Consider the following 20,991-nt stretch of genomic DNA (forward strand, 5'->3'; position numbering starts at 1 on the left):
TCCGAGGAGCACGCAATGAGCCTACCCAATCCCGCCGACCTGATCCGGCAGATGGCCGTCGACCTTCGCGCCCACCTGGCCCGCCGCGGCATCAGCGAGCCGCGCTTCATCGGCATCCGCACCGGCGGCGTGTGGGTGGCCCAGGCCCTGCAGGCCGAGCTGGGCGACCAAGGCCCGCTGGGCACCCTGGATGTGTCCTTCTACCGCGACGACTTTAGCCAAAACGGCCTGCACCCGCAGGTGCGCCCGTCCGAGCTGCCGTTCGAGATCGAAGGCCAGCATCTGGTGCTGGTGGACGACGTGCTGATGAGCGGGCGCACCATTCGCGCCGCCCTTAACGAACTGTTCGACTATGGCCGCCCGGCCAGCGTGACCTTGGCCTGTCTGCTCGACCTGGATGCCGGCGAATTGCCGATCCGCCCGAATGTACTCGGCGCCACCCTGTCCCTGGCGGCCCATGAACGGGTAAAATTGACCGGACCCACGCCGCTCGCCCTCGAGCGCCAGGACCTCGCTCCCGCTTCCGCCCTTTAAGAGTCCCCCGCGATGACGCCATTCGACGCCAAGCGCCCGCTGCAGCTCAATGACCAGGGCCAGCTGCGCCACTTCCTCTCGCTCGACGGTTTGCCCCGCGAACTGCTCACCGAGATCCTCGACACCGCCGACTCCTTCCTCGAAGTCGGCGCCCGGGCCGTGAAGAAAGTCCCGTTGCTGCGCGGCAAGACCGTGTGCAACGTGTTCTTCGAGAACTCCACCCGTACCCGCACCACCTTCGAACTGGCCGCCCAGCGCCTGTCGGCCGACGTGATCAGCCTGAACGTGTCGACCTCCTCGACCAGCAAGGGCGAGACACTGTTCGACACCCTGCGCAACCTGGAGGCCATGGCCGCCGACATGTTCGTCGTGCGCCACTCCGACTCCGGCGCCGCCCACTTCATCGCCGAGCATGTGTGCCCGGACGTAGCCGTGATCAACGGCGGTGACGGCCGCCACGCCCACCCCACCCAGGGCATGCTCGACATGCTCACCATTCGTCGGCACAAGGGTGGTTTCGAAAACCTCTCCGTGGCCATCGTCGGCGACATCCTGCACTCGCGGGTGGCCCGCTCGGACATGCTCGCGCTCAAGGCACTGGGCTGCCCGGACATCCGCGTGATCGGTCCGAAGACGCTGATCCCGATCGGCATCGAGCAATATGGCGTGAAGGTCTACACCGACCTCGCCGAAGGCCTCAAGGACGTCGACGTGGTGATCATGCTGCGCCTGCAGCGCGAGCGCATGGCCGGTGGCCTGCTGCCCAGCGAGGGCGAGTTCTACCGCCTGTTCGGCCTGACCACCGCGCGCCTGGCCGGTGCCAAGCCGGATGCCATCGTCATGCACCCGGGCCCGATCAATCGCGGCGTGGAGATCGAATCGGCAGTGGCCGACGGCCAGCACTCGGTGATCCTCAACCAGGTCACCTACGGCATCGCCGTGCGCATGGCCGTGCTGTCCATGGCCATGAGCGGGCAGAACGCGCAACGTCAATTCGACCAGGAGAACGCCCAGTGACCATCAGCATTATCGGCGCCCGGGTCATTGATCCTGCCAGCGGCCTGGACCGCATCACCGACCTGCACCTGGACGGCGGCCGTATTGCCGCCATCGGCGCGGCGCCGGCCGGCTTCAGCGCCAGCCGCACGATCCAGGCCGACGGCCTGGTGGCCGCCCCGGGCCTGGTCGACCTCGGTGTTTCCCTGCGCGAACCGGGCTACAGCCGCAAGGGCAACATCGCCAGCGAAACCCGTGCTGCCGTGGCCGGTGGCGTCACCAGCCTGTGCTGCCCGCCGCAGACCAAGCCGGTGCTGGACACTTCGGCGGTCGCCGAACTGATCCTCGACCGCGCCCGCGAAGCCGCCAACAGCAAGGTCTACCCGATCGGCGCCCTGACCAAGGGCCTGGAAGGCGAGCAACTGGCCGAACTGGTGGCCCTGCGCGACACCGGTTGCGTGGCCTTCGGCAACGGCCTCAAGGAAATCCCCAACAACCGCACCCTGGCCCGTGCCCTGGAGTACGCGGCGACCTTCGACCTGACCGTGGTGTTCCACTCCCAGGACCGCGACCTGTCGCAAGGCGGCCTGGCCCACGAAGGCCCGATGGCCAGCTTCCTCGGCCTGCCGGGCATCCCGGAAACCGCCGAAACCGTGGCCCTGGCCCGCAACCTGCTGCTGGTCGAGCAGACCGGCGTACGCGCCCACTTCACCCAGATCACCAGCGCCCGCGGCGCCCGGCTGATCGCCCAGGCCCAGACGCTGGGGCTGCCGGTCACCGCCGACGTGGCGCTGTACCAGCTGATCCTCACCGACGAGGCGCTGCGCGACTTCTCCAGCCTGTACCACGTGCAGCCGCCGCTGCGCACCGCCGCCGACCGCGACGGCCTGCGCGAAGCGGTGAAGTCCGGGGTGATCCAGGCGATCTCCAGCCATCACCAGCCCCACGAGCGCGACGCCAAGCTGGCGCCGTTCGGTGCCACCGAGCCGGGGATCAGCAGCGTCGAGCTGTTGCTGCCGCTGGCCATGACCCTGGTCGAGGACGGCCTGCTCGACCTGCCTACCCTGCTGGCACGCCTGAGCAGCGGCCCGGCTGCTGCCATGCGCTTGCCGGCCGGCGAACTGAAGGTGGGCGGCGCGGCGGACCTGGTGCTGTTCGATCCGCAGGCCTCCACCGTTGCCGGTGAGCAGTGGTACTCCCGCGGCGCGAACTGCCCGTTCATCGGCCACTGCCTGCCGGGCGCTGTGCGTTATACATTGGTCGATGGGCACGTCTGCTTTGAGGCCTGAGTAACGCCCATCGCGGGGCAAGCCCGCTCCCACGCAGAAGCTCTCATGCAAGGTCGACCTGGCGTGGGAGCGGGCTTGCCCCGCGATGGGGACGGCAAAGACCTGAAACAACCATTCATCCCTATCGGTTGAAATCCTTCCCCCCTCCCCCCATATGAGTCTGCATCAGGCATTTTCGCCCCGCTGCGTGGAGACTCTCCCTTGACTACCATCGTTTCTGTCCGCCGTAACGGCAAAGTCGTCATGGGCGGCGACGGCCAGGTTTCCCTCGGCAACACCGTGATGAAAGGCAACGCCAAGAAGGTCCGTCGCCTGTACAACGGCCAGGTCATCGCCGGCTTCGCCGGTGCCACCGCCGATGCCTTCACCCTGTTCGAGCGCTTCGAAGCCCAGCTGCAGAAACACTCCGGCCACCTGGTGCGTGCCGCCGTCGAGCTGGCCAAGGAATGGCGCACCGACCGCTCGCTCAGCCGTCTGGAAGCCATGCTGGCCGTGGCCAACAAGGACGCCTCCCTGATCATCACCGGCAACGGTGACGTGGTCGAGCCCGAGGACGGCCTGATCGCCATGGGCTCCGGTGGCGGCTACGCCCAGGCCGCGGCCCGCGCACTGCTGAACAAGACCGACCTGTCGGCCCGTGAAATCACCGAGGCCGCCCTGAACATCGCCGGCGACATCTGCGTGTTCACCAACCACAACCTGACCATCGAGGAGCAGGACCTGGCCGAGTGAATCAGTTGTTTTGGCGTCCCGCTCGCAGCGGGACTTTTCCACACTGATCACTCTGCTCGAGGACCACATTCATCATGTCCATGACCCCCCGCGAAATCGTTCACGAACTCAACCGCCACATCATCGGCCAGGACGACGCTAAGCGCGCCGTCGCCATTGCCCTGCGCAACCGCTGGCGGCGCATGCAGCTCCCCGCCGAGCTGCGTGCCGAAGTGACTCCCAAAAACATCCTGATGATCGGCCCCACCGGCGTCGGCAAGACCGAGATCGCCCGCCGCCTGGCCAAGTTGGCCAATGCGCCGTTCATCAAGGTCGAAGCGACCAAGTTCACCGAAGTGGGCTACGTTGGCCGTGATGTCGAATCGATCATCCGCGATCTGGCCGACGCCGCGCTGAAGATGCTCCGCGAGCAGGAAATCGTCCGCGTGCGCCACCGCGCCGAGGATGCCGCCGAAGATCGCATTCTCGACGCCCTGCTACCGCAGGCGCGGGTCAGCAGCTTCAGCGAGGAAGCCCAGCAGTCCAGCAGCGACTCCAACACCCGCCAGCTGTTCCGCAAGCGCCTGCGCGAAGGCCAGCTGGACGACAAGGAAATCGAGATCGAAGTCGCCGAGAACATGGGCGTCGAGATCGCCGCGCCGCCCGGCATGGAAGAGATGACCAACCAGCTGCAGAGCCTGTTCGCCAACATGGGCAAGGGCAAGCGCAAGAGCCGCAAGTTGAAGGTCAAGGATGCCCTGAAGATGGTCCGCGACGAGGAAGCCGGCCGCCTGGTCAACGAGGAAGAGCTCAAGGCCAAGGCCCTGGAAGCGGTCGAGCAGCACGGCATCGTGTTCATCGACGAGATCGACAAGGTGGCCAAGCGTGGCAACGTCGGCGGCGCCGATGTCTCCCGTGAAGGCGTGCAGCGCGACCTGCTGCCGCTGATCGAGGGCTGCACCGTCAACACCAAGCTGGGCATGGTCAAGACCGACCACATCCTGTTCATCGCCTCCGGCGCCTTCCACCTGAGCAAGCCGAGCGACCTGGTACCCGAGCTGCAGGGCCGCCTGCCGATCCGTGTCGAGCTCAAGGCGCTGACCCCGGAAGACTTCGAGCGCATCCTCAAGGAGCCGCACGCCTCGCTGACCGAGCAATACAGCGCCCTGCTCAAGACCGAAGGCCTGAACATCGAGTTCGCCGCCGACGGCATCAAGCGCCTGGCCGAGATCGCCTACCAGGTCAACGAAAAGACCGAGAACATCGGTGCCCGCCGCCTGCACACCCTGCTCGAGCGCCTGCTCGAAGAGGTGTCGTTCAGCGCCGGCGACCTGGCCAGTGCCCACGACGAGACGCCGATCCACATCGACGCCGCCTACGTGAACAGCCACCTGGGCGAGCTGGCGCAGAACGAAGACCTGTCGCGTTACATCCTGTAAGACCGCATGGGGCCGCCGCGCGGCCCATTCGCGGCACGAGGCCGCTCCTACAGGGGGGACTGCATTCTCCTTGTAGGAGCGGCCTTGTGCCGCGAAAGGGCTGCAAAGCAACCCCCTTGCACAATCTCCTGAATCTCCCGAAGCTTGCACCATCAGCTCACCAGAGATTCCACCCATGGCCCGCCTCCCCACCGCCATCAACCTGCACAAAGCCTCCAAGACCCTCACCCTCACCTACGCCCCCGGCGAGGTCTACCACCTGCCCGCCGAATTCCTGCGCGTGCACTCCCCCTCCGCCGAGGTCCAGGGCCACGGCAATCCCATCCTGCAATTTGGCAAGATCAACGTCGGCCTCAGCGGCCTGGAACCGGCCGGTCAATATGCACTGAAACTGAGCTTCGACGACGGCCATGACTCCGGATTGTTCACCTGGGAGTACCTCGAGCAGTTGTGCCTGCGCCAGGAGCAGCTGTGGAGCGAATACCTCGACGAATTGCACAAGGCCGGCAAATCCCGCGACCCGTCCGAATCGGTAGTGAAATTGATGCTCTAGCTCAAGGCTCGCAAGCTTTAGAGCGCATTTTCTAATCTCATCTGCTTGAATGCCTTGATGACTGCCAAAGATTGGCTGTCTTGCGCATTACACGAAAGTCGGGTAACCAATGGAGCTGGCAAGTTCCCTGCATTGCCCAGAAGGCAGGCAGGGCCAGGCCGGTATGTAGAGGTCGCGAGCGAAAGCAGGTTGTCTTCACACGCAGAAACCCACGCAGCTCATCATCGGCACGCATCCGGTCGCAGCACCGCTGTTCCTTATCACTGGTCACCCGAGTAGCAGTACCGGGCTGTCACAGCACGCCGGTACTCGTCTCAGGACAACGGAGCGTCGTAGATGAGTAACAAGAACAACGATGAGTTGCAGCGGCAGGCCTCGGAAAACACCCTGGGGCTGAACCCGGTCATCGGCATTCGCCGCAAGGATCTGCTGACATCGGCGCGCACGGTACTGCGCCAGGCGGTACGCCAGCCCCTGCACAGCGCCAAGCACGTGGCGCATTTCGGCCTGGAGCTGAAGAACGTGCTGCTGGGCAAGTCGGCCCTGCAGCCCGAAGGCGACGACCGTCGCTTCGCCGACCCGGCGTGGAGCAAGAACCCCCTGTACCGCCGCTACCTGCAGACCTACCTGGCCTGGCGCAAGGAGCTCAACGACTGGATCGGCGAAAGCGACCTGTCGCCCCAGGACATCAGCCGCGGGCAGTTCGTCATCAACCTGGTGACCGAGGCCATGGCCCCCACCAACACCCTCTCCAATCCCGCCGCGGTCAAGCGCTTCTTCGAGACCGGCGGCAAGAGCCTGCTCGACGGGTTGTCCAACCTGGCCAAGGACATCGTCAACAACGGCGGCATGCCCAGCCAGGTGAACATGGAGGCCTTCGAGGTCGGCAAGAACCTCGGCACCAGCGAAGGTTCGGTGGTGTACCGCAACGACGTGCTGGAACTCATCCAGTACAGCCCCATCACCGAGCAGGTGCACAGCCGCCCGCTGCTGGTGGTGCCACCACAGATCAACAAGTTCTACGTGTTCGACCTGAGCCCGGAAAAAAGCCTGGCGCGCTTCTGCCTGCGCTCCCAGCAGCAGACCTTCATCGTCAGCTGGCGCAATCCGACCAAGGCCCAGCGCGAGTGGGGCCTGTCGACCTACATCGACGCGCTCAAGGAGGCGGTCGACGCGGTGCTGTCGATCACCGGCAGCAAGGACCTGAACATGCTCGGCGCCTGCTCCGGCGGCATCACCTGCACCGCGCTGGTGGGCCACTACGCCGCGCTTGGCGAGAAGAAGGTCAACGCCCTCACCCTGCTGGTGAGCGTGCTCGACACCACCGTCGACACCCAGGTCGCGCTGTTCGTCGACGAGCAAACGCTTGAGGCGGCCAAGCGCCACTCCTACCAGGCCGGGGTGCTCGAAGGCAGCGACATGGCCAAGGTGTTCGCCTGGATGCGCCCCAACGACCTGATCTGGAACTACTGGGTCAACAACTACCTGCTCGGCAACGAGCCGCCGGTGTTCGACATCCTGTTCTGGAACAACGACACCACCCGCCTACCGGCCGCCTTCCACGGCGACCTGATCGAAATGTTCAAGAACAACCCGCTGACCCGCTCCGACGCCCTCGAGGTATGCGGCACCGCCATCGACCTGAAGAAGGTCGACTGCGACATCTACAGCGTCGCCGGCACCGCCGACCACATCACCCCGTGGCAGTCATGCTACCGCTCGGCGCACCTGTTCGGCGGCAAGATCGAGTTCGTGCTGTCCAACAGCGGTCATATCCAGAGCATCCTCAACCCGCCGGGCAACCCCAAGGCGCGCTTCATGACCGGCGAGGACCGCCCGGACGACCCGGTGGCCTGGCAGGACAACGCCATCAAGCATGCCGACTCCTGGTGGCTGCACTGGCAGGCCTGGCTGGGCGAGCGCGCCGGCGAACTCAAGAAGGCGCCTACAAAGCTGGGTAACCGCACCTATACCGCAGGCGAGGCCGCACCGGGAACATACGTGCACGAGCGTTGAACCGAACCGCCGCGATGGGCCTGTCGGTGCATCGCGGCGCTACCTTCACCACAGAGTCACGCGCATGCCGCAACCGTACATTTTCAGGACCGTCGAACTGGACGATCAGTCCATCCGCACCGCGGTCCGGCCGGGCAAGCCACACCTGACACCGTTGTTGATCTTCAACGGCATCGGCGCCAACCTCGAGCTGGTGTTCCCGTTCATCGAGGCGCTGGACCCGGACCTGGAGGTCATCGCCTTCGACGTGCCCGGGGTTGGCGGCTCGTCAACGCCCCGCCATCCTTATCGCTTCCCTGGCCTGGCCAAGTTGACCGCGCGCATGCTCGACTACCTGGACTACGGCCAGGTCAATGTCATCGGCGTGTCCTGGGGCGGCGCCCTGGCCCAGCAGTTCGCCCACGACTACCCCGAGCGCTGCAAGAAACTGGTGTTGGCCGCCACCGCCGCCGGCGCGGTGATGGTGCCGGGCAAGCCCAAGGTGCTGTGGATGATGGCCAGCCCGCGGCGCTACGTGCAGCCCTCCCATGTGATCCGCATCGCCCCGCTGATCTATGGCGGCGGCTTCCGGCGCGACCCGGACCTGGCCATGCAGCATGCCTCGAAGGTCCGCTCGGGCGGCAAGCTGGGCTACTACTGGCAGCTGTTCGCCGGGCTCGGCTGGACCAGCATCCACTGGCTGCACAAGATCCACCAGCCCACCCTGGTGCTGGCCGGCGACGACGATCCGTTGATCCCCCTGATCAACATGCGCCTGCTGGCCTGGCGAATTCCCAATGCCCAGCTACACATAATCGACGACGGCCACCTGTTCCTGATCACCCGGGCCGAGGCCGTCGCGCCGATCATCATGAAATTCCTCGAGCAGGAACGCCAACGCGCGGTCATGCACCCCCGGCCCGCTGCGCGCACCTGATCCCGCTCCCATGGCCCCAGGAAAGCTGTCGTGGGAGCGGGCTTGCCCCGCGATCGGCCCGATTGCTAAACGATGGAGTGTTGGCATGAAAGACAAACCGGTGCCCGTCACCAGCATGAACGTGCAGAACGCCATCACCGGCCTGCGCGGTCGCGACCTGATCTCGACCCTGCGCCAGGTCGGCAGGATCAGCCTGCGCAACCCGCTGCACACCGCCCATCACCTGCTGAGCCTCGGCGGCCAGCTGGGCCGCGTGCTGATCGGCGACAGTGCCTATCAGCCCCACCCCCGCGACACGCGCTTCAGCGACCCGACCTGGAGCCAGAACCCGTTCTACCGCCGCAGCCTGCAGGCCTACCTGGCCTGGCAGAAGCAGACCCGCCTGTGGATCGAGGAAAGCAGCCTGGCCGACGATGATCGCGCCCGGGCGCAGTTCCTGTTCAACCTGGTCAGCGACGCCTTCGCCCCGAGCAACTCGCTGCTCAACCCGCTGGCGGTCAAGGAGCTGTTCAACACCGGCGGCCTGAGCCTGCTGCGCGGGGCCAGCCACCTGCTCGACGACCTGCGCCATAACGACGGCCTGCCGCGCCAGGTGGACGAACGCGCCTTCGAAGTCGGCGGCAACCTGGCCGCCAGCCCTGGTGCTGTGGTGTTTCGCAACGAGCTGCTGGAGCTGATCCAGTACAAGCCCATGAGCGAGAAACAGTACACCCGGCCGCTGCTGGTCATACCGCCGCAGATCAACAAGTTCTACATCTTCGACCTGAGCCCGACCAACAGCTTCGTCCAGTACATGCTCAAGCAGGGCCTGCAGGTGTTCATGGTCAGCTGGCGCAACCCCGATCCGCGTCACCGCGAGTGGGGCCTGTCCAGTTACGTACAGGCCGTGGAGGAAGCGCTCAACGCCTGCCGCAGCATCAGCGGCAGCCGCGATCCCAACCTGATGGGCGCCTGTGCCGGCGGCCTGACCATGGCCGCGTTGCAGGGCCACCTGCAGGCCAAGAAGCAACTGCGCAAGGTGCGCAGCGCCACCTACCTGGTGAGCCTGCTCGACAGCCAGTTCGACAGCCCCGCCAGCCTGTTCGCCGACGAGCAGACCATCGAGGCGGCCAAGCGCCGCTCGTACCAGCGCGGCGTGCTAGATGGCGGCGAAGTGGCGCGGATCTTCGCCTGGATGCGCCCCAACGACCTGATCTGGAACTACTGGGTCAACAACTACCTGATGGGCAAGACCCCGCCGGCGTTCGACATCCTCTACTGGAACGCCGACAACACCCGCCTGCCCGCCGCCCTGCACGGCGACCTGCTGGACTTCTTCAAGCTCAACCCGCTGACCTTCCCCGAAGGGCTGGAGGTGTGCGGCACGCCGATCGACCTCAAGCAGGTCGGGCTGGACAGCTTCACCGTGGCCGGCAGCAACGACCACATCACCCCGTGGGACGCGGTCTACCGCTCGGCCCTGCTGCTCGGCGGCGACCGGCGTTTCATCCTGGCCAACAGCGGCCATATCCAGAGCATCATCAACCCGCCCGGCAACCCCAAGGCCTACTACCTGGAAAACCCCAAGCTCTCCAGCGACCCGCGGGCCTGGTTCCACGATGCCCAACGCCGCGACGGCAGCTGGTGGCCGCTGTGGCTGGAATGGATCAGCGAGCGCTCCGGCACGCTGAAGGCGCCCCGCGAGGAACTGGGCAACGCCACCTACCCAGCGCTGGGCCCCGCGCCGGGCAGCTACGTATTGGCGCGCTGACCGGATGAAGACCCGCGACCGTATCCTTGAATGTGCCTTGCAGCTGTTCAACCGCCAGGGCGAGCCGAACGTCTCGACCCTGGAGATCGCCAACGAACTGGGGATCAGCCCCGGCAACCTGTACTACCACTTCCACGGCAAGGAGCCGCTGGTGATCGGCCTGTTCGAGCGCTTCGAAGAGGCGTTGATGCCACTGCTCGATCCGCCCCTGGACGTGCGCCTGGACGCCGAGGACTACTGGCTGTTCCTGCACCTGATCGTCGAGCGCATGGCCCAGTACCGCTTTCTGTTCCAGGACCTGTCCAACCTCACCGGGCGCCTGCCCAAGCTGGCGCGGGGCATGCGCAGCCTGATCAACGCCCTCAAGCGCACTTTGGCGGCATTGCTGGCCAGCCTCAAGGGCCAGGGCCAGGTGACCAGTGAAACCCAGGCGCTGGGGCAACTGGTGGAGCAGATCACCCTGACCCTGATGTGCTCGCTGGACTACCAGCGGGTACTGGGGCGCGAGGGCGACGTGGGGGTGGTGGTGTACCAGGTGATGATGCTGGTGGCGCCGCATCTGCAGGCGCCGGCACGCAGGGCGGCGGAGCAGTTGGCGATGCGGTATCTGGAAGGCTGAAACAATCACGGGGCAAGCCCACCCCCACGCGTCCTGTGCAGGCTTCGTGGGAGCGGGCTTGCCCCGCGATCAGGGCGACCCGGTGTCAGGCCTGGGTGGCCGCGTTCACCGGTGCCGACGGCGTGCTGCTGGCCGGGGCCGCGCTCGGGGCCGGGGCCGCGGTGGCGGCAGGCGCCGGAGCAGCCGGCTTGGCTGCCACAGGCTTGGCCGGGGCGGCTTTTTTCACAGCCGGTTTCTTGGCAGCAGCGGGTTTGGCCGCTGGCTTGGCCGCCGCTGGCTTGGCTGCCGGTTTGGCCGCCGCGGTTTTCGCCGCAGGCTTGGCCGCCGGTTTTGCCGCGGCGGTCTTGGCCGCAGGCTTGGCTGCCGCCTTGGCCAGGGGCTTGGCCGCGGTCTTGCTGGCACCGGCCTTGGAGATCGGGGTCACCGACGCGCCGGTCAGCTTCTCGATCTGCTTGGTCAGCGAGTCGACCTGCTGGTGCAGGGCCTTGATCTCATTGCGGCTGGGCACGCCCAGGCGCGAGATGGCGCTGTTCAGGCGCTTGTCGAAGGCCTCTTCCAGCTCGCTCCACTTGCCCAGCGCACGGTCCTTGACGCCCGACACCCGCGAGTTGGTCGACGACTTGGCGCTTTCGGCCACGTCTTCTGCGGTTTTCTTCGCCTGCTTCTCGGCCTTTTCGCCATCCTTCACCAGCGAATCGAACAGCTTCGGACCATCCTGGTCGACCTTGGAGTAGATACCCAGGCCAGCCAACCAGATCTTGCGGGAGTACTTCTCGATTCCGCCGATCCAGGAGCTGCCTTCTTTCTCGGTGTTCTTCTTGCCAGCCATCCTGCTCTCCTTATGGTTTGTGCGCGACGCGCTCGAGCAGCTCGTGCAGCTGTTCAAGCTTGATGGACAACGCCTCAACGTCATGTTTAGACGGAATGCCGAGGCGATTCAAGGCGCGACCGACACGGGCGTCGAAGGCTTTCTCGATTTTGTCCAGTTGGACCTCGACCTTGCCGCGTACCCGGCTGACTTCCTGGGTGGCTTCGTCAAGATGGCCGTTGGCCGCCTCGAGCTCCTTGCCCAGGCGCTTCTTGCCGCGTTTCTCGACGCCTTCGCCGGCCTTCACCAGCTCCTTGAAGTAGTCGGAACCTTCCTGGCCGACGCGGGCGTAGGCACCGATGCCCGCCAGCCAGATCTTGCGGGCGTAGCCGCGCACCTCGCCCAGGGTACTGCCTTGGGCGTCGTCTTTCTGCTTGAGATTCACTTTGGCCATGCTCTGCACCTCATGCTCGTTCAAGGGAGGGAGGAACTGCCCTGGGAGGCAGGGCTTGAGCGTGAAGGTAGGCGGAAAAATTAGAATCCTCACCCTAAGGTGAGGTCATGCAGCGTTTGCGTGGGAGCGGGCTTGCCCCGCGATAGCGATTACCTGGGCTGGCGCCATCGCGGGGCAAGCCCGCTCCCACAATAACTGCTCCCACAAGGTCCGCTCCCGCAAACAGCAAGGAGCGCGCAGTGTCAGGCCAGCGCCTTGTCCAGCGCCCGCTCGATCTCGCCCTTGATGCTGCCACTCATCATCGACAGCATCATGCCCAACTTCAGCTCGACGCGGATGGTGTCCTCGCCGATGTGCACGCTGCCGTTGGCGCCGCTGCGCGTCACATCGACGCGGTCGCCGTTCCAGGTGGCCTTGAGGTCGTATTCGCGGGTCAGCTTGTCGACCAGCGCCTCGGCCTTGGCACGGGCGGCATCACGGCCGAGGGAGTGTTTGCGTTCGACGCTGATCTGGGTCATGCGGGTGTTCCTGGATATGAAGACATAATCACCATTATGCCCGCCCCCTCTGCATGACACACCCCGCCAAGACAAATCCGCCCGCAGCCCCTAGAATGGCCGTAATTTTTTTCTGGTGAAGCGATATGACCGACCAGCGCAAAGGCGACCACGCCGAACCCACTACTCACTTCGGCTACCAGGACGTGCCCGAGAGCCAGAAGGCGAAGAAAGTCGCCGAGGTGTTCCATTCGGTGGCCGCCAAGTACGACCTGATGAACGACGTGCTGTCCGGCGGCATGCACCGCCTGTGGAAGCGCTTCACCATCGAGCTGTCCGGCGTGCGCAGCGGCAATCGGGTGCTGGACATCGCCGGTGGCACCGGCGACCTGGCCGCCAAGTTCTCGCGCCTGGTCGGCCCGACCGGCCAGGTGGTGCTTGCCGACATCAACGACTCGATGCTCAAGGTCGGCCGTGACCGCCTGCTTGATCGCGGCGTGGCCGGCAACATCGAGTTCGTCCAGGCCGACGCCGAGAAGCTGCCGTTCCCGGACAACCACTTCGACTGCGTGACCATCGCCTTCGGCCTGCGCAACGTGACCCACAAGGACCAAGCCATCCGCTCCATGCTGCGGGTGCTCAAGCCCGGTGGCCGCCTGTTGATCCTGGAGTTCTCCAAGCCGACCAACAAGCTGATGTCCAAGGCCTACGACGCCTACTCGTTCGCCTTCATGCCGCTAGCCGGCAAGCTGATCACCAACGACTCGGAAAGCTACCGCTACCTGGCCGAATCGATCCGCATGCACCCCGACCAGGAAACCCTCAAGAGCATGATGGTCGAGGCCGGCTTCGACCGCGTCACCTACCACAACATGACCAGCGGCATCGTCGCCGTGCACCGGGGGATCAAGCCCTGATGCTCCTGGCCGGCCTGCTCGCCAGCGCCGAGCACGGGCTCAACCGTGTCCTGCGCCTGGACAGCACCGCCCTCCCGCGCCTGGCGGCGTTGGAAGGGCGGGTGATCGAGATCGACTGCGTGCAGCCGGCCCTGAAGCTGTTCGTGCTGCCCGACGAGGAAGGCCTGATGCTCGCCGCCCACTGGGAGAACGAGGTCGACTGCACGCTGCGCGCCCCCGCCGGGCGCCTGGCGCAGCTGGCCCTGGCCAAGGACAAGACCGCCGTGCTGCACAGCCCCCAGGTCGAACTGCATGGCGACAGCGCCGTGCTGCTCGACCTGTTCGGCATCCTGCAGGACCTGCAACTGGACTGGGAATACGAGCTGCAGCGCTGGCTGGGCCCGGTGCCCACCGCGCTGATCGCCGGCCACCTGCGCCTGCGCGCGCGCTGGACCCGCCAGGGCCTGGCGCGCTTCGGCGAGAACCTCTCCGAGTACCTGGCCGAGGAATCCCGTACCCTGGTCGGCAAACGCGAAGCCGAAGCGGCGTTCAGCGAACTCGATGCGCTGAAGGTCGACATCGAACGTCTCGAGGCGCGCCTGCGCCGCCTCGCCCACACTCTTGATACCAGCGATAACGCATGAAGCTGCTCGCCGTCCGCCGTCTGTTGCGCATCCAGCGCGTCGTGATCCGCTACCGCCTCGATGACCTGCTGTTCGAACAGCCCCTGCTGCCCTGGTGGCTGGCCAGCCTGCGCCTGCTGATGCCCTGGCGCTGGCTGCCGCGCAAGCCCCTGGAGCTGAGCCGCGGCGCGCGCCTGCGCCTGGCGCTGCAGGACCTGGGACCGATCTTCATCAAGTTCGGCCAGTTGCTCTCCACCCGCCGCGACCTGCTGCCCACCGACATCGCCGACGAACTGATGCTGCTGCAGGACCGGGTGCCGCCGTTCGACCCGCAGCACGCCGTGGCGCTGATCGAGGAACAGCTCGGGGCGAAGGTGGGCGAGGTGTTCAGCCGCTTCGACGTCGAGCCGCTGGCCTCGGCCTCGGTGGCCCAGGTCCATGCCGCGCGCCTGAAGAGCGGTGAGGAAGTGGTGGTCAAGGTGGTGCGCCCGGGCCTCAAGCCGGTCATCGCCCAGGACCTGGCCTGGCTGTTCCTGATCGCCAAGGCCGCCGAGCGCGCCTCGGCCGATGCCCGCCGCCTGCACCCGGTGGAGATTGTCGGCGACTACGAGAAGACCATCTACGACGAGCTCGACCTGCTGCGCGAGGCGGCCAACGCCAGCCAGCTGCGACGCAACTTCGAAGGCTCCGAGCTGATGTACGTGCCGCAAGTGTACTGGGACTTCTGCCGGCCCAAGGTACTGGTGATGGAGCGCATCTATGGCGTGCCGGTCACCGACATGGCCACCCTGGCCGACCAGCGCACCGACATGAAGATGCTCGCCGAGCGCGGCGTCGAGGTGTTCTTCACCCAGGTGTTCCGCGACAGCTTCTTCCACGCCGACATGCACCCGGGCAACATTTTCGTCAGCACGGTCAAGCCTTGGAGCCCGCAGTACATCGCCATCGACTGCGGCATCGTCGGCAGCCTCACCTCCGAGGACCAGGACTACCTGGCCCGCAACCTGATCGCCTTCTTCAAGCGCGACTACCGCCGCGTGGCCCAGCTGCACATCGATTCGGGCTGGGTGCCGGCGCAGACCAAGGTCAACGAGTTCGAGGCGGCGATCCGCACCGTGTGCGAGCCGATCTTCGAAAAACCCTTGAAGGACATCTCCTTCGGCCAGGTGCTGATGCGCCTGTTCCAGACCGCCCGGCGCTTCAACATGGAGGTCCAGCCGCAGCTGGTGCTGCTGCAGAAGACCCTGCTCAACATCGAAGGCCTGGGCCGCCAGCTGTACCCCGACCTCGACCTGTGGAGCACCGCCAAGCCGTTTCTCGAGCGCTGGATGCGCGAGCGCATGAGCCCGAAGGCTGTGATCGGCAACCTGTACAGCCAGGCCGAGCAACTGCCGCACCTGGCCGACATGACCCGCGACCTGCTCGAGCGCCTGTCGCAACCGCATCTGCACGACGCGCAACTGCCCGAGCGGCGCCGCGCCGGCGACAACTGGGCGCTGCGCCTGCTCGGCGCCGGCCTGCTCGGTGGCGGCGCCACCCTGCGCGGCCGGTGCCGTCAGCCTCAGCGCCCCGGCCGCCTGGCCGGCGTGGCTGATGCTGGCCGCCGGCCTGTACCTGATCGTGCGCCGATAGCCAGCCGCGCCGCCGGCTGGCACACTAGCGCAAAGGGGCCCGGTACGGGAGCGGGCCCGGTTTGGAGTCGACGATGAAAGACTGGCTGGACGAGATCAAGTGGAACAGCGATGGCCTGGTGCCGGCGATCGCCCAGGACCACAAGACCGGGCGCGTGCTGATGATGGCCTGGATGAACCGTGAATCCCTCGCCCTGACCGCCGCCGAGCATCGCGCCATCTACTGGTCGCGCTCACGGGGCAAGCTGTGGCGCAAGGGTGAAGAGTCGGGCCATGTGCAGAAGCTTCACGAAATGCGCCTGGACTGCGACGCCGACGTGATCATCCTGATGGTCGAGCAACTGGGCCATATCGCCTGCCATACCGGCCGCGAAAGCTGCTTCTACCGCGTCTTCGAGGACGGCCAGTGGAAAACCGTCGACCCGGTCCTGAAGGATCCGGATGCCATCTACAGCGCAGGACACTGACATGAGCGACACCCTGAACCGCCTCGCCGAGGTGCTGGAGGAACGCAAGCACGCGGCGCCGGACAGCAGCTACGTGGCCAGCCTGCATCACAAGGGCCTGAACAAGATCCTCGAGAAGCTCGGCGAAGAGTCCATCGAGACCATCATCGCCGCCAAGGATGCCGCCGCCAGCAAGGATTACAGCGATGTCATCTATGAAACCGCAGACCTGTGGTTTCATAGCCTGGTCATGCTCAGCGCGCTGGGCCAGCATCCGCAGGCGGTGCTTGACGAGCTGGAGCGTCGGTTCGGGTTGTCCGGGCATGACGAGAAGGCTGCGCGTCAGCCTTCTGCCTGAATAATTGCGGGGGCGCGTTGCGCCCCTTTCGCGGCGCAAGGCCGCTCCTACAGGGGCCCGCGTCGCCTGACAGATTCGCAATACCCTGTGTAGGAGCGGCCTTGTGCCGCGAAAGGCTGCAACGCAGCCCAGGGTCCGAAAGACAGACACACATTTTCAGGAGCTTGAAATGGGCATTTTTGACTGGAAACACTGGATCGTCCTGCTGGTCGTCGTGGTGCTGGTGTTCGGCACCAAGAAACTGAAGAACTTCGGCAGCGACCTGGGCGAATCGATCAAGGGCTTCCGCAAGGCCATGAACGAAGAAGAAACCAAACCCGCCGAGCAGACCCCGCCGCCGGCGCAACCGGTTCCGCCGGTACAGAACACCGCGCAGCAGGCCCAGGGCCACACCATCGAGGGCCAGGCCCAGCCGGTCCAAGAGCCGCAGCGGAAAGACTGACCCATGTTCGGCATCAGTTTCAGCGAGCTGCTGCTCGTCGGCCTGGTCGCCCTGCTGGTGCTCGGCCCCGAGCGCCTGCCGGGGGCCGCGCGCACTGCGGGCCTGTGGATCGGCCGCCTCAAGCGCAGCTTCAACGCGATCAAGATGGAGGTCGAGCGCGAGATCGGCGCCGACGACATCCGCCGCCAGTTGCACAACGAGCATATCCTGCAGATGGAGCAGGAAGCCAAACGCATCCTCAATCCGCTGACACCACCGGCGCAGCCGCCGGCCAGCGCTGAAACGCCCGCCACACCCGCCGTCGAAGCCGCCCCCGCGCAGCCGACCGCGACGCCACCCTCCGAGCCGCCCCAACCGCCACGAGCCCCATGAGCGAGAATCCGGAACATGACCAGCCGATGCCGCTGGTTTCGCACCTGACCGAACTGCGCACCCGCCTGCTGCGCTGCGTCGCCGCCATCTTCCTGATCTTCGCCGGGCTGTTCTCCTTCGCCCAGCAGATCTACACCCTGGTCTCGGCGCCGCTGCGCGCGCACCTGCCGGCCAACGCGACGATGATCGCCACCGACGTGGCCTCGCCGTTCCTGACGCCGTTCAAGCTGACCATGATCGTCTCGCTGTTCCTGGCGATCCCGTTCATCCTGCAGCAGATCTGGGGGTTCATCGCCCCGGGCCTGTACCGCCATGAAAAGCGCATCGCCATCCCGCTACTGGTATCGAGCATCTTCCTGTTCTATGCCGGCATGGCCTTCGCCTACTTCCTGGTGTTCCCGCTGATCTTCGGCTTCTTCGCCAGCGCCACCCCCGAGGGCGTGTCGATGATGACCGACATTTCCAGCTACCTCGACTTCGTCATGACCCTGTTCTTCGCCTTCGGCGTCGCCTTCGAGATCCCGGTGGCGGTGGTGCTGCTGGTGTGGATCGGCGTGGTCGACGTGCAGTACCTGAAGAAGATCCGCCCGTACGTGATCATCGGCTGCTTCGTGGTCGGCATGATCCTCACCCCGCCGGACATCTTCTCCCAGACCCTGCTGGCCGTGCCCATGTGGCTGTTGTTCGAGGTCGGTGTGCTGTGCGGCAGCCTGATCCGCAAGCGCAGCCACGAGCCGGACGCAGCGAACAACGACCACAACGACCAGCCGCCTGCGACCCAACCGTGAACCTGTTGCTTCTTGAAGAGGCCGACTTCGTGTCGGCCGACCGTGTCGTCCTGGCTGATCGCCGCTTCACCCACATGCAGGAGATCCACCGCGTGGCGGTGGGCGACAGCCTGCGCGTCGGGCGCATCGGCGGCCTGATGGGCAAGGCCGAGGTCATCCGCCTCGAAGGCCATGAAGCCGAACTGCGGGTGGCCTTCGACCAGCCACCGCCGGCCAAGCTGCCACTGACCCTGGTGCTGGCCGTGCCGCGGCCGAAGATGCTGCGCCGGCTGTTCCAGACGGTCGCTACCCTGGGCGTGCCGCGGCTGATCCTGGTCAACAGCTACAAGGTTGAAAAGAGTTTCTGGCAGACCCCGTTCCTCCAGCCTGAAACCATCCGCGAAAACCTCATTCTCGGCCTGGAGCAGGCCCGCGACACGGCGCTGCCGGAAGTGATCATCGAGAAGCGCTTCAAGCCCTTCGTCGAAGACCGCCTGCCCGCCATCGCCGAAGGCTCCCTGGGCCTGGTCGGCCATCCCGGACCCTACCCTGCCTGCCCACGCGCCGTGGAAGGCCCGGTGACCCTGGCGATCGGCCCCGAAGGCGGCTGGATCCCCTACGAGGTCGAGTTGCTCGGCAAGGCCGGCCTGGCCCCGGTGCAACTGGGCGACCGCATCCTTCGGGTGGAAACGGCGGTCACCGCCCTGCTTTCGCGAATTTTCTGACAGCAGGGTCAGGTTTTCACCATCAAGTTTCCCCGCCCCCCGCCGATGGCCTGTGCAACAGAACAATAATCCGCACTGCCACGCGCCGGGGAGTCGTCTATGTACCGTTGGTTTGCCCAGTCACTGGGAAATGTAAGCGTCAATCGCAAGTTGGGGATCGGCTTCGGCCTGGTGCTGCTGCTCACCCTCGGCATCACCTTCACCGGCTGGCTGGGCATCGACAGCGTCACCAGCCGGGGCGACAAGCTCGGCAACATCTCGGTGATCCACCAGTACACCCAGGACCTGCGCCTGGCCCGCCTGGGCTATGAGCGCAACCGTGACGACGCCGCCGTGGCGGAACTGGAAAAGGCCCTGGCCAATCTCGAGCGCCAGGTGCAGTTCATGCTCGGCCAGATCGAGCTTGCCGGCGACCGTGAGCGCCTGAACAAGCAGCAGGATGCCGTGCGCCAGTACCAACAGGCCTTCACCGAACTCAAGCAGGCCGGCCAGCGCCGCGAGGCCAGCCGCGCCACCCTGGGCGACAGCGCCGACAAGGCCGCCGAGCTGATCGGCAAGGTCCAGCAGCGCCTGCTGCAGGGTGGTGATATCCAGCAGTACCAGGAAGTGGTGCAGGTCGCCGCCCTGTTGCAGCAGGCGCGTTTCCAGGTGCGCGGCTACACCTACAGCGGCAAGGCCGAGTTCCAGCAGACCGCGCTCGGCGCCATCGACCAAGCCATGACCGTGCTCAAGGCGCTGCCGGGCAAGCTTGCGGCCGAGTTCGCCGCCAGCCTCGACGACGCCGCCAGCGCACTGGCCGCCTACCGCGACGCGGTGAACCAGTTCGGCAACGCCCAGGCCGCCAGCGAGCAGGCGTTGACGCGCATGTCGGCGCAAGGCCAACTGCTGCTGGTCACCAGCCAGGAAATGAGCGTTTCACAAACCACCGTGCGCGACCAGGGCACCCAGCAGGCCAAGACCCTGCTGGCCGGCGCCACCGCCCTGGCCCTGCTGCTGGGGGTGCTGGCCGCCTTCGCCATCACCCGGCAGATCATCGTGCCACTGCGCCAGACCCTCGCCGCCGCCGAACGCGTGGCCGGCGGCGACCTGCGCCAGGACCTCAAGGCCGATCGGCGCGACGAGCTGGGCCAGTTGCAGGCCAGCATGCAACGCATGACCCAGGCCCTGCGCGAGCTGATCGGCGGCATCGGCGACGGCGTGACGCAGATCGCCAGCGCCGCCGAGGAACTGTCGGCGGTCACCGAACAGACCAGCGCCGGGGTCAACAACCAGAAGGTCGAGACCGACCAGGTCGCCACCGCCATGAACGAGATGACCGCCACCGTCCAGGAAGTGGCACGCAACGCCGAGCAGGCCTCGGAAGCGGCGCTGATGGCCGACCAGCAGGCCCGCGAGGGCGACAAGGTGGTGGGCGAGGCGATCAGCCAGATCGAGCGCCTGGCCGGCGAGGTGGTCAATTCCAGCGAAGCGATGAGCCAGCTCAAGGCCGAGAGCGACAAGATCGGCAGCGTGCTCGATGTGATCAAGTCGGTGGCCCAGCAGACCAACCTGCTGGCGCTCAACGCCGCCATCGAGGCCGCCCGCGCCGGCGAGGCAGGCCGTGGTTTCGCCGTGGTCGCCGACGAGGTACGCAGCCTGGCCCAGCGCACCCAGCAGTCCACCGAGGAGATCGAGGAGCTGATCGCCAGCCTGCAGAACGGCACCGAACGCGTGGCCAGCGTCATGGACAGCAGCCGCGCCCTGACCGACAGCAGCGTCGAGCTGACCCGTCGCGCCGGCGACTCGCTGGGCACCATCACCCGCACCGTGTCGTCGATCCAGTCGATGAACCAGCAGATCGCCACCGCCGCCGAGCAACAGAGCGCCGTGGCCGAAGAGATCAACCGCAGCGTGATGAACGTGCGCGACATCTCCGACCAGACCTCGGCGGCGAGCGAGGAGACCGCCAGCTCCAGCGTCGAGCTGGCCCGCCTGGGGACGCATCTGCAGGGTTTGGTGGGGCGTTTCAGGCTCTAATTCGCGGCTTGCGGGCTGTAGGCCTTACCCTTCAGCCCGCGGAGAATTTTCCTACTCGATTTGCAGGTCCAGTCCGACGGACTTCCGGCCGATGAGCAAGGGCCATGGCGGCATTCTGCCGCCATGGCCTTTT

22 protein-coding genes and 2 pseudogenes are annotated in these 20,991 nt (G+C 66.0%); 21 read left to right on the forward strand and 3 right to left on the reverse strand.

Annotation, left to right across the window (positions count from 1 at the left end):
* The first annotated feature begins 15 nt into the window (after positions 1–15).
* From pyrR to ACZ899_RS17170, 10 genes are all read left to right on the forward strand, one after another.
* Positions 16–534 carry a bifunctional pyr operon transcriptional regulator/uracil phosphoribosyltransferase PyrR gene (gene pyrR / locus ACZ899_RS17125; RefSeq protein WP_050707247.1) on the forward strand — a complete coding sequence of 173 codons (519 nt, stop codon included), beginning with the start codon at positions 16–18 and terminating at the stop codon, positions 532–534.
* A gap of 12 nt (positions 535–546) precedes the next feature.
* Positions 547–1,551: an aspartate carbamoyltransferase catalytic subunit gene (locus ACZ899_RS17130; RefSeq protein WP_050707248.1), complete on the forward strand. Its 1,005-nt coding sequence runs from the start codon at positions 547–549 to the stop codon at positions 1,549–1,551.
* Entirely contained in the window at positions 1,548–2,819 is a 1,272-nt protein-coding gene (locus ACZ899_RS17135) for a dihydroorotase (protein WP_234561937.1), read from the forward strand. Before ACZ899_RS17130 ends, ACZ899_RS17135 begins: the two co-directional genes overlap by 4 nt.
* Before the next feature lie 201 nt (positions 2,820–3,020).
* Entirely contained in the window at positions 3,021–3,551 is a 531-nt protein-coding gene (hslV, locus tag ACZ899_RS17140) for an ATP-dependent protease subunit HslV (protein WP_011536056.1), read from the forward strand.
* Between the two features lie 74 nt (positions 3,552–3,625).
* A complete protein-coding gene (gene hslU / locus ACZ899_RS17145) occupies positions 3,626–4,969 on the forward strand; it encodes an ATP-dependent protease ATPase subunit HslU (RefSeq protein ID WP_203648318.1) in 1,344 nt (447 codons plus the stop codon).
* A gap of 175 nt (positions 4,970–5,144) precedes the next feature.
* Entirely contained in the window at positions 5,145–5,522 is a 378-nt protein-coding gene (locus ACZ899_RS17150) for a gamma-butyrobetaine hydroxylase family protein (RefSeq protein ID WP_203648320.1), read from the forward strand.
* A 336-nt stretch (positions 5,523–5,858) separates the two neighbouring features.
* Positions 5,859–7,538, forward strand: a complete 1,680-nt coding sequence (gene phaC / locus ACZ899_RS17155) for a class II poly(R)-hydroxyalkanoic acid synthase (RefSeq protein WP_234561939.1) — start codon at positions 5,859–5,861, stop codon at positions 7,536–7,538.
* Between the two features lie 64 nt (positions 7,539–7,602).
* Positions 7,603–8,454 carry a poly(3-hydroxyalkanoate) depolymerase gene (phaZ, locus tag ACZ899_RS17160; protein WP_203648324.1) on the forward strand — a complete coding sequence of 284 codons (852 nt, stop codon included), beginning with the start codon at positions 7,603–7,605 and terminating at the stop codon, positions 8,452–8,454.
* An 85-nt stretch (positions 8,455–8,539) separates the two neighbouring features.
* Positions 8,540–10,204, forward strand: coding sequence for a class II poly(R)-hydroxyalkanoic acid synthase (gene phaC, locus ACZ899_RS17165; protein WP_234561941.1), 1,665 nt, complete (start codon positions 8,540–8,542; stop codon positions 10,202–10,204).
* Between the two features lie 4 nt (positions 10,205–10,208).
* Positions 10,209–10,823 (forward strand): TetR/AcrR family transcriptional regulator, encoded by a 615-nt coding sequence (locus ACZ899_RS17170; protein ID WP_203648328.1) that lies wholly within the window; start codon positions 10,209–10,211, stop codon positions 10,821–10,823.
* Between the two features lie 85 nt (positions 10,824–10,908).
* On the opposite strand, the gene ACZ899_RS17175 is transcribed toward ACZ899_RS17170, so the two are convergent.
* The 3 genes from ACZ899_RS17175 to ACZ899_RS17185 all read right to left on the reverse strand — a co-directional run bounded on the left by ACZ899_RS17175 (position 10,909) and on the right by ACZ899_RS17185 (position 12,603).
* On the reverse strand, positions 10,909–11,736 hold the full coding sequence (locus tag ACZ899_RS17175) for a phasin family protein (protein ID WP_442799995.1): 828 nt from the start codon (positions 11,734–11,736) through the stop codon (positions 10,909–10,911).
* Positions 11,663–12,085, reverse strand: coding sequence for a phasin family protein (locus tag ACZ899_RS17180; RefSeq protein WP_110734707.1), 423 nt, complete (start codon positions 12,083–12,085; stop codon positions 11,663–11,665). Before ACZ899_RS17180 ends, ACZ899_RS17175 begins: the two co-directional genes overlap by 74 nt.
* A gap of 242 nt (positions 12,086–12,327) precedes the next feature.
* Positions 12,328–12,603: a polyhydroxyalkanoic acid system family protein gene (locus tag ACZ899_RS17185; protein ID WP_110734705.1), complete on the reverse strand. Its 276-nt coding sequence runs from the start codon at positions 12,601–12,603 to the stop codon at positions 12,328–12,330.
* Between the two features lie 125 nt (positions 12,604–12,728).
* Here ACZ899_RS17185 and ubiE point away from each other — a divergent pair, with 125 nt between their 5' ends.
* The 11 genes and pseudogenes from ubiE to ACZ899_RS17240 all read left to right on the forward strand — a co-directional run bounded on the left by ubiE (position 12,729) and on the right by ACZ899_RS17240 (position 20,858).
* Positions 12,729–13,499, forward strand: coding sequence for a bifunctional demethylmenaquinone methyltransferase/2-methoxy-6-polyprenyl-1,4-benzoquinol methylase UbiE (gene ubiE / locus ACZ899_RS17190; RefSeq protein WP_203648331.1), 771 nt, complete (start codon positions 12,729–12,731; stop codon positions 13,497–13,499).
* On the forward strand, positions 13,499–14,122 hold the full coding sequence (locus tag ACZ899_RS17195; RefSeq protein ID WP_234561945.1) for a ubiquinone biosynthesis accessory factor UbiJ: 624 nt from the start codon (positions 13,499–13,501) through the stop codon (positions 14,120–14,122). Before ubiE ends, ACZ899_RS17195 begins: the two co-directional genes overlap by 1 nt.
* Positions 14,119–15,733: pseudogene (gene ubiB, locus ACZ899_RS17200) on the forward strand (ubiquinone biosynthesis regulatory protein kinase UbiB). The gene ACZ899_RS17195 and the pseudogene ubiB overlap by 4 nt, the downstream one beginning before the upstream one ends.
* A 73-nt stretch (positions 15,734–15,806) precedes the next feature.
* Positions 15,807–16,199 carry a phosphoribosyl-AMP cyclohydrolase gene (hisI, locus tag ACZ899_RS17205; protein WP_050707261.1) on the forward strand — a complete coding sequence of 131 codons (393 nt, stop codon included), beginning with the start codon at positions 15,807–15,809 and terminating at the stop codon, positions 16,197–16,199.
* Between the two features lies 1 nt (position 16,200).
* On the forward strand, positions 16,201–16,536 hold the full coding sequence (locus ACZ899_RS17210) for a phosphoribosyl-ATP diphosphatase (RefSeq protein ID WP_203648337.1): 336 nt from the start codon (positions 16,201–16,203) through the stop codon (positions 16,534–16,536).
* Positions 16,537–16,705: 169 nt separating this feature from the next.
* The gene (locus tag ACZ899_RS17215) at positions 16,706–16,978 is read left to right on the forward strand and encodes a twin-arginine translocase TatA/TatE family subunit (protein ID WP_028688374.1); all 273 of its coding nucleotides are present in this window, start codon (positions 16,706–16,708) and stop codon (positions 16,976–16,978) included.
* Positions 16,979–16,981: 3 nt separating this feature from the next.
* Positions 16,982–17,350: a Sec-independent protein translocase protein TatB gene (gene tatB, locus ACZ899_RS17220; RefSeq protein WP_203648339.1), complete on the forward strand. Its 369-nt coding sequence runs from the start codon at positions 16,982–16,984 to the stop codon at positions 17,348–17,350.
* Positions 17,347–18,138 (forward strand): twin-arginine translocase subunit TatC, encoded by a 792-nt coding sequence (tatC, locus tag ACZ899_RS17225; protein WP_203648341.1) that lies wholly within the window; start codon positions 17,347–17,349, stop codon positions 18,136–18,138. The genes tatB and tatC overlap by 4 nt, the downstream gene beginning before the upstream one ends.
* The gene (locus ACZ899_RS17230; protein WP_234561947.1) at positions 18,135–18,842 is read left to right on the forward strand and encodes a 16S rRNA (uracil(1498)-N(3))-methyltransferase; all 708 of its coding nucleotides are present in this window, start codon (positions 18,135–18,137) and stop codon (positions 18,840–18,842) included. Before tatC ends, ACZ899_RS17230 begins: the two co-directional genes overlap by 4 nt.
* A 99-nt stretch (positions 18,843–18,941) precedes the next feature.
* Positions 18,942–20,003, forward strand: a pseudogene (locus tag ACZ899_RS17235) (methyl-accepting chemotaxis protein); the annotation flags it as partial.
* A gap of 141 nt (positions 20,004–20,144) precedes the next feature.
* Positions 20,145–20,858, forward strand: a complete 714-nt coding sequence (locus ACZ899_RS17240; protein WP_408005703.1) for a methyl-accepting chemotaxis protein — start codon at positions 20,145–20,147, stop codon at positions 20,856–20,858.
* Positions 20,859–20,991: the final 133 nt, after the last annotated feature.

Source organism: Pseudomonas sp. TE31087, from assembly GCF_057284075.1.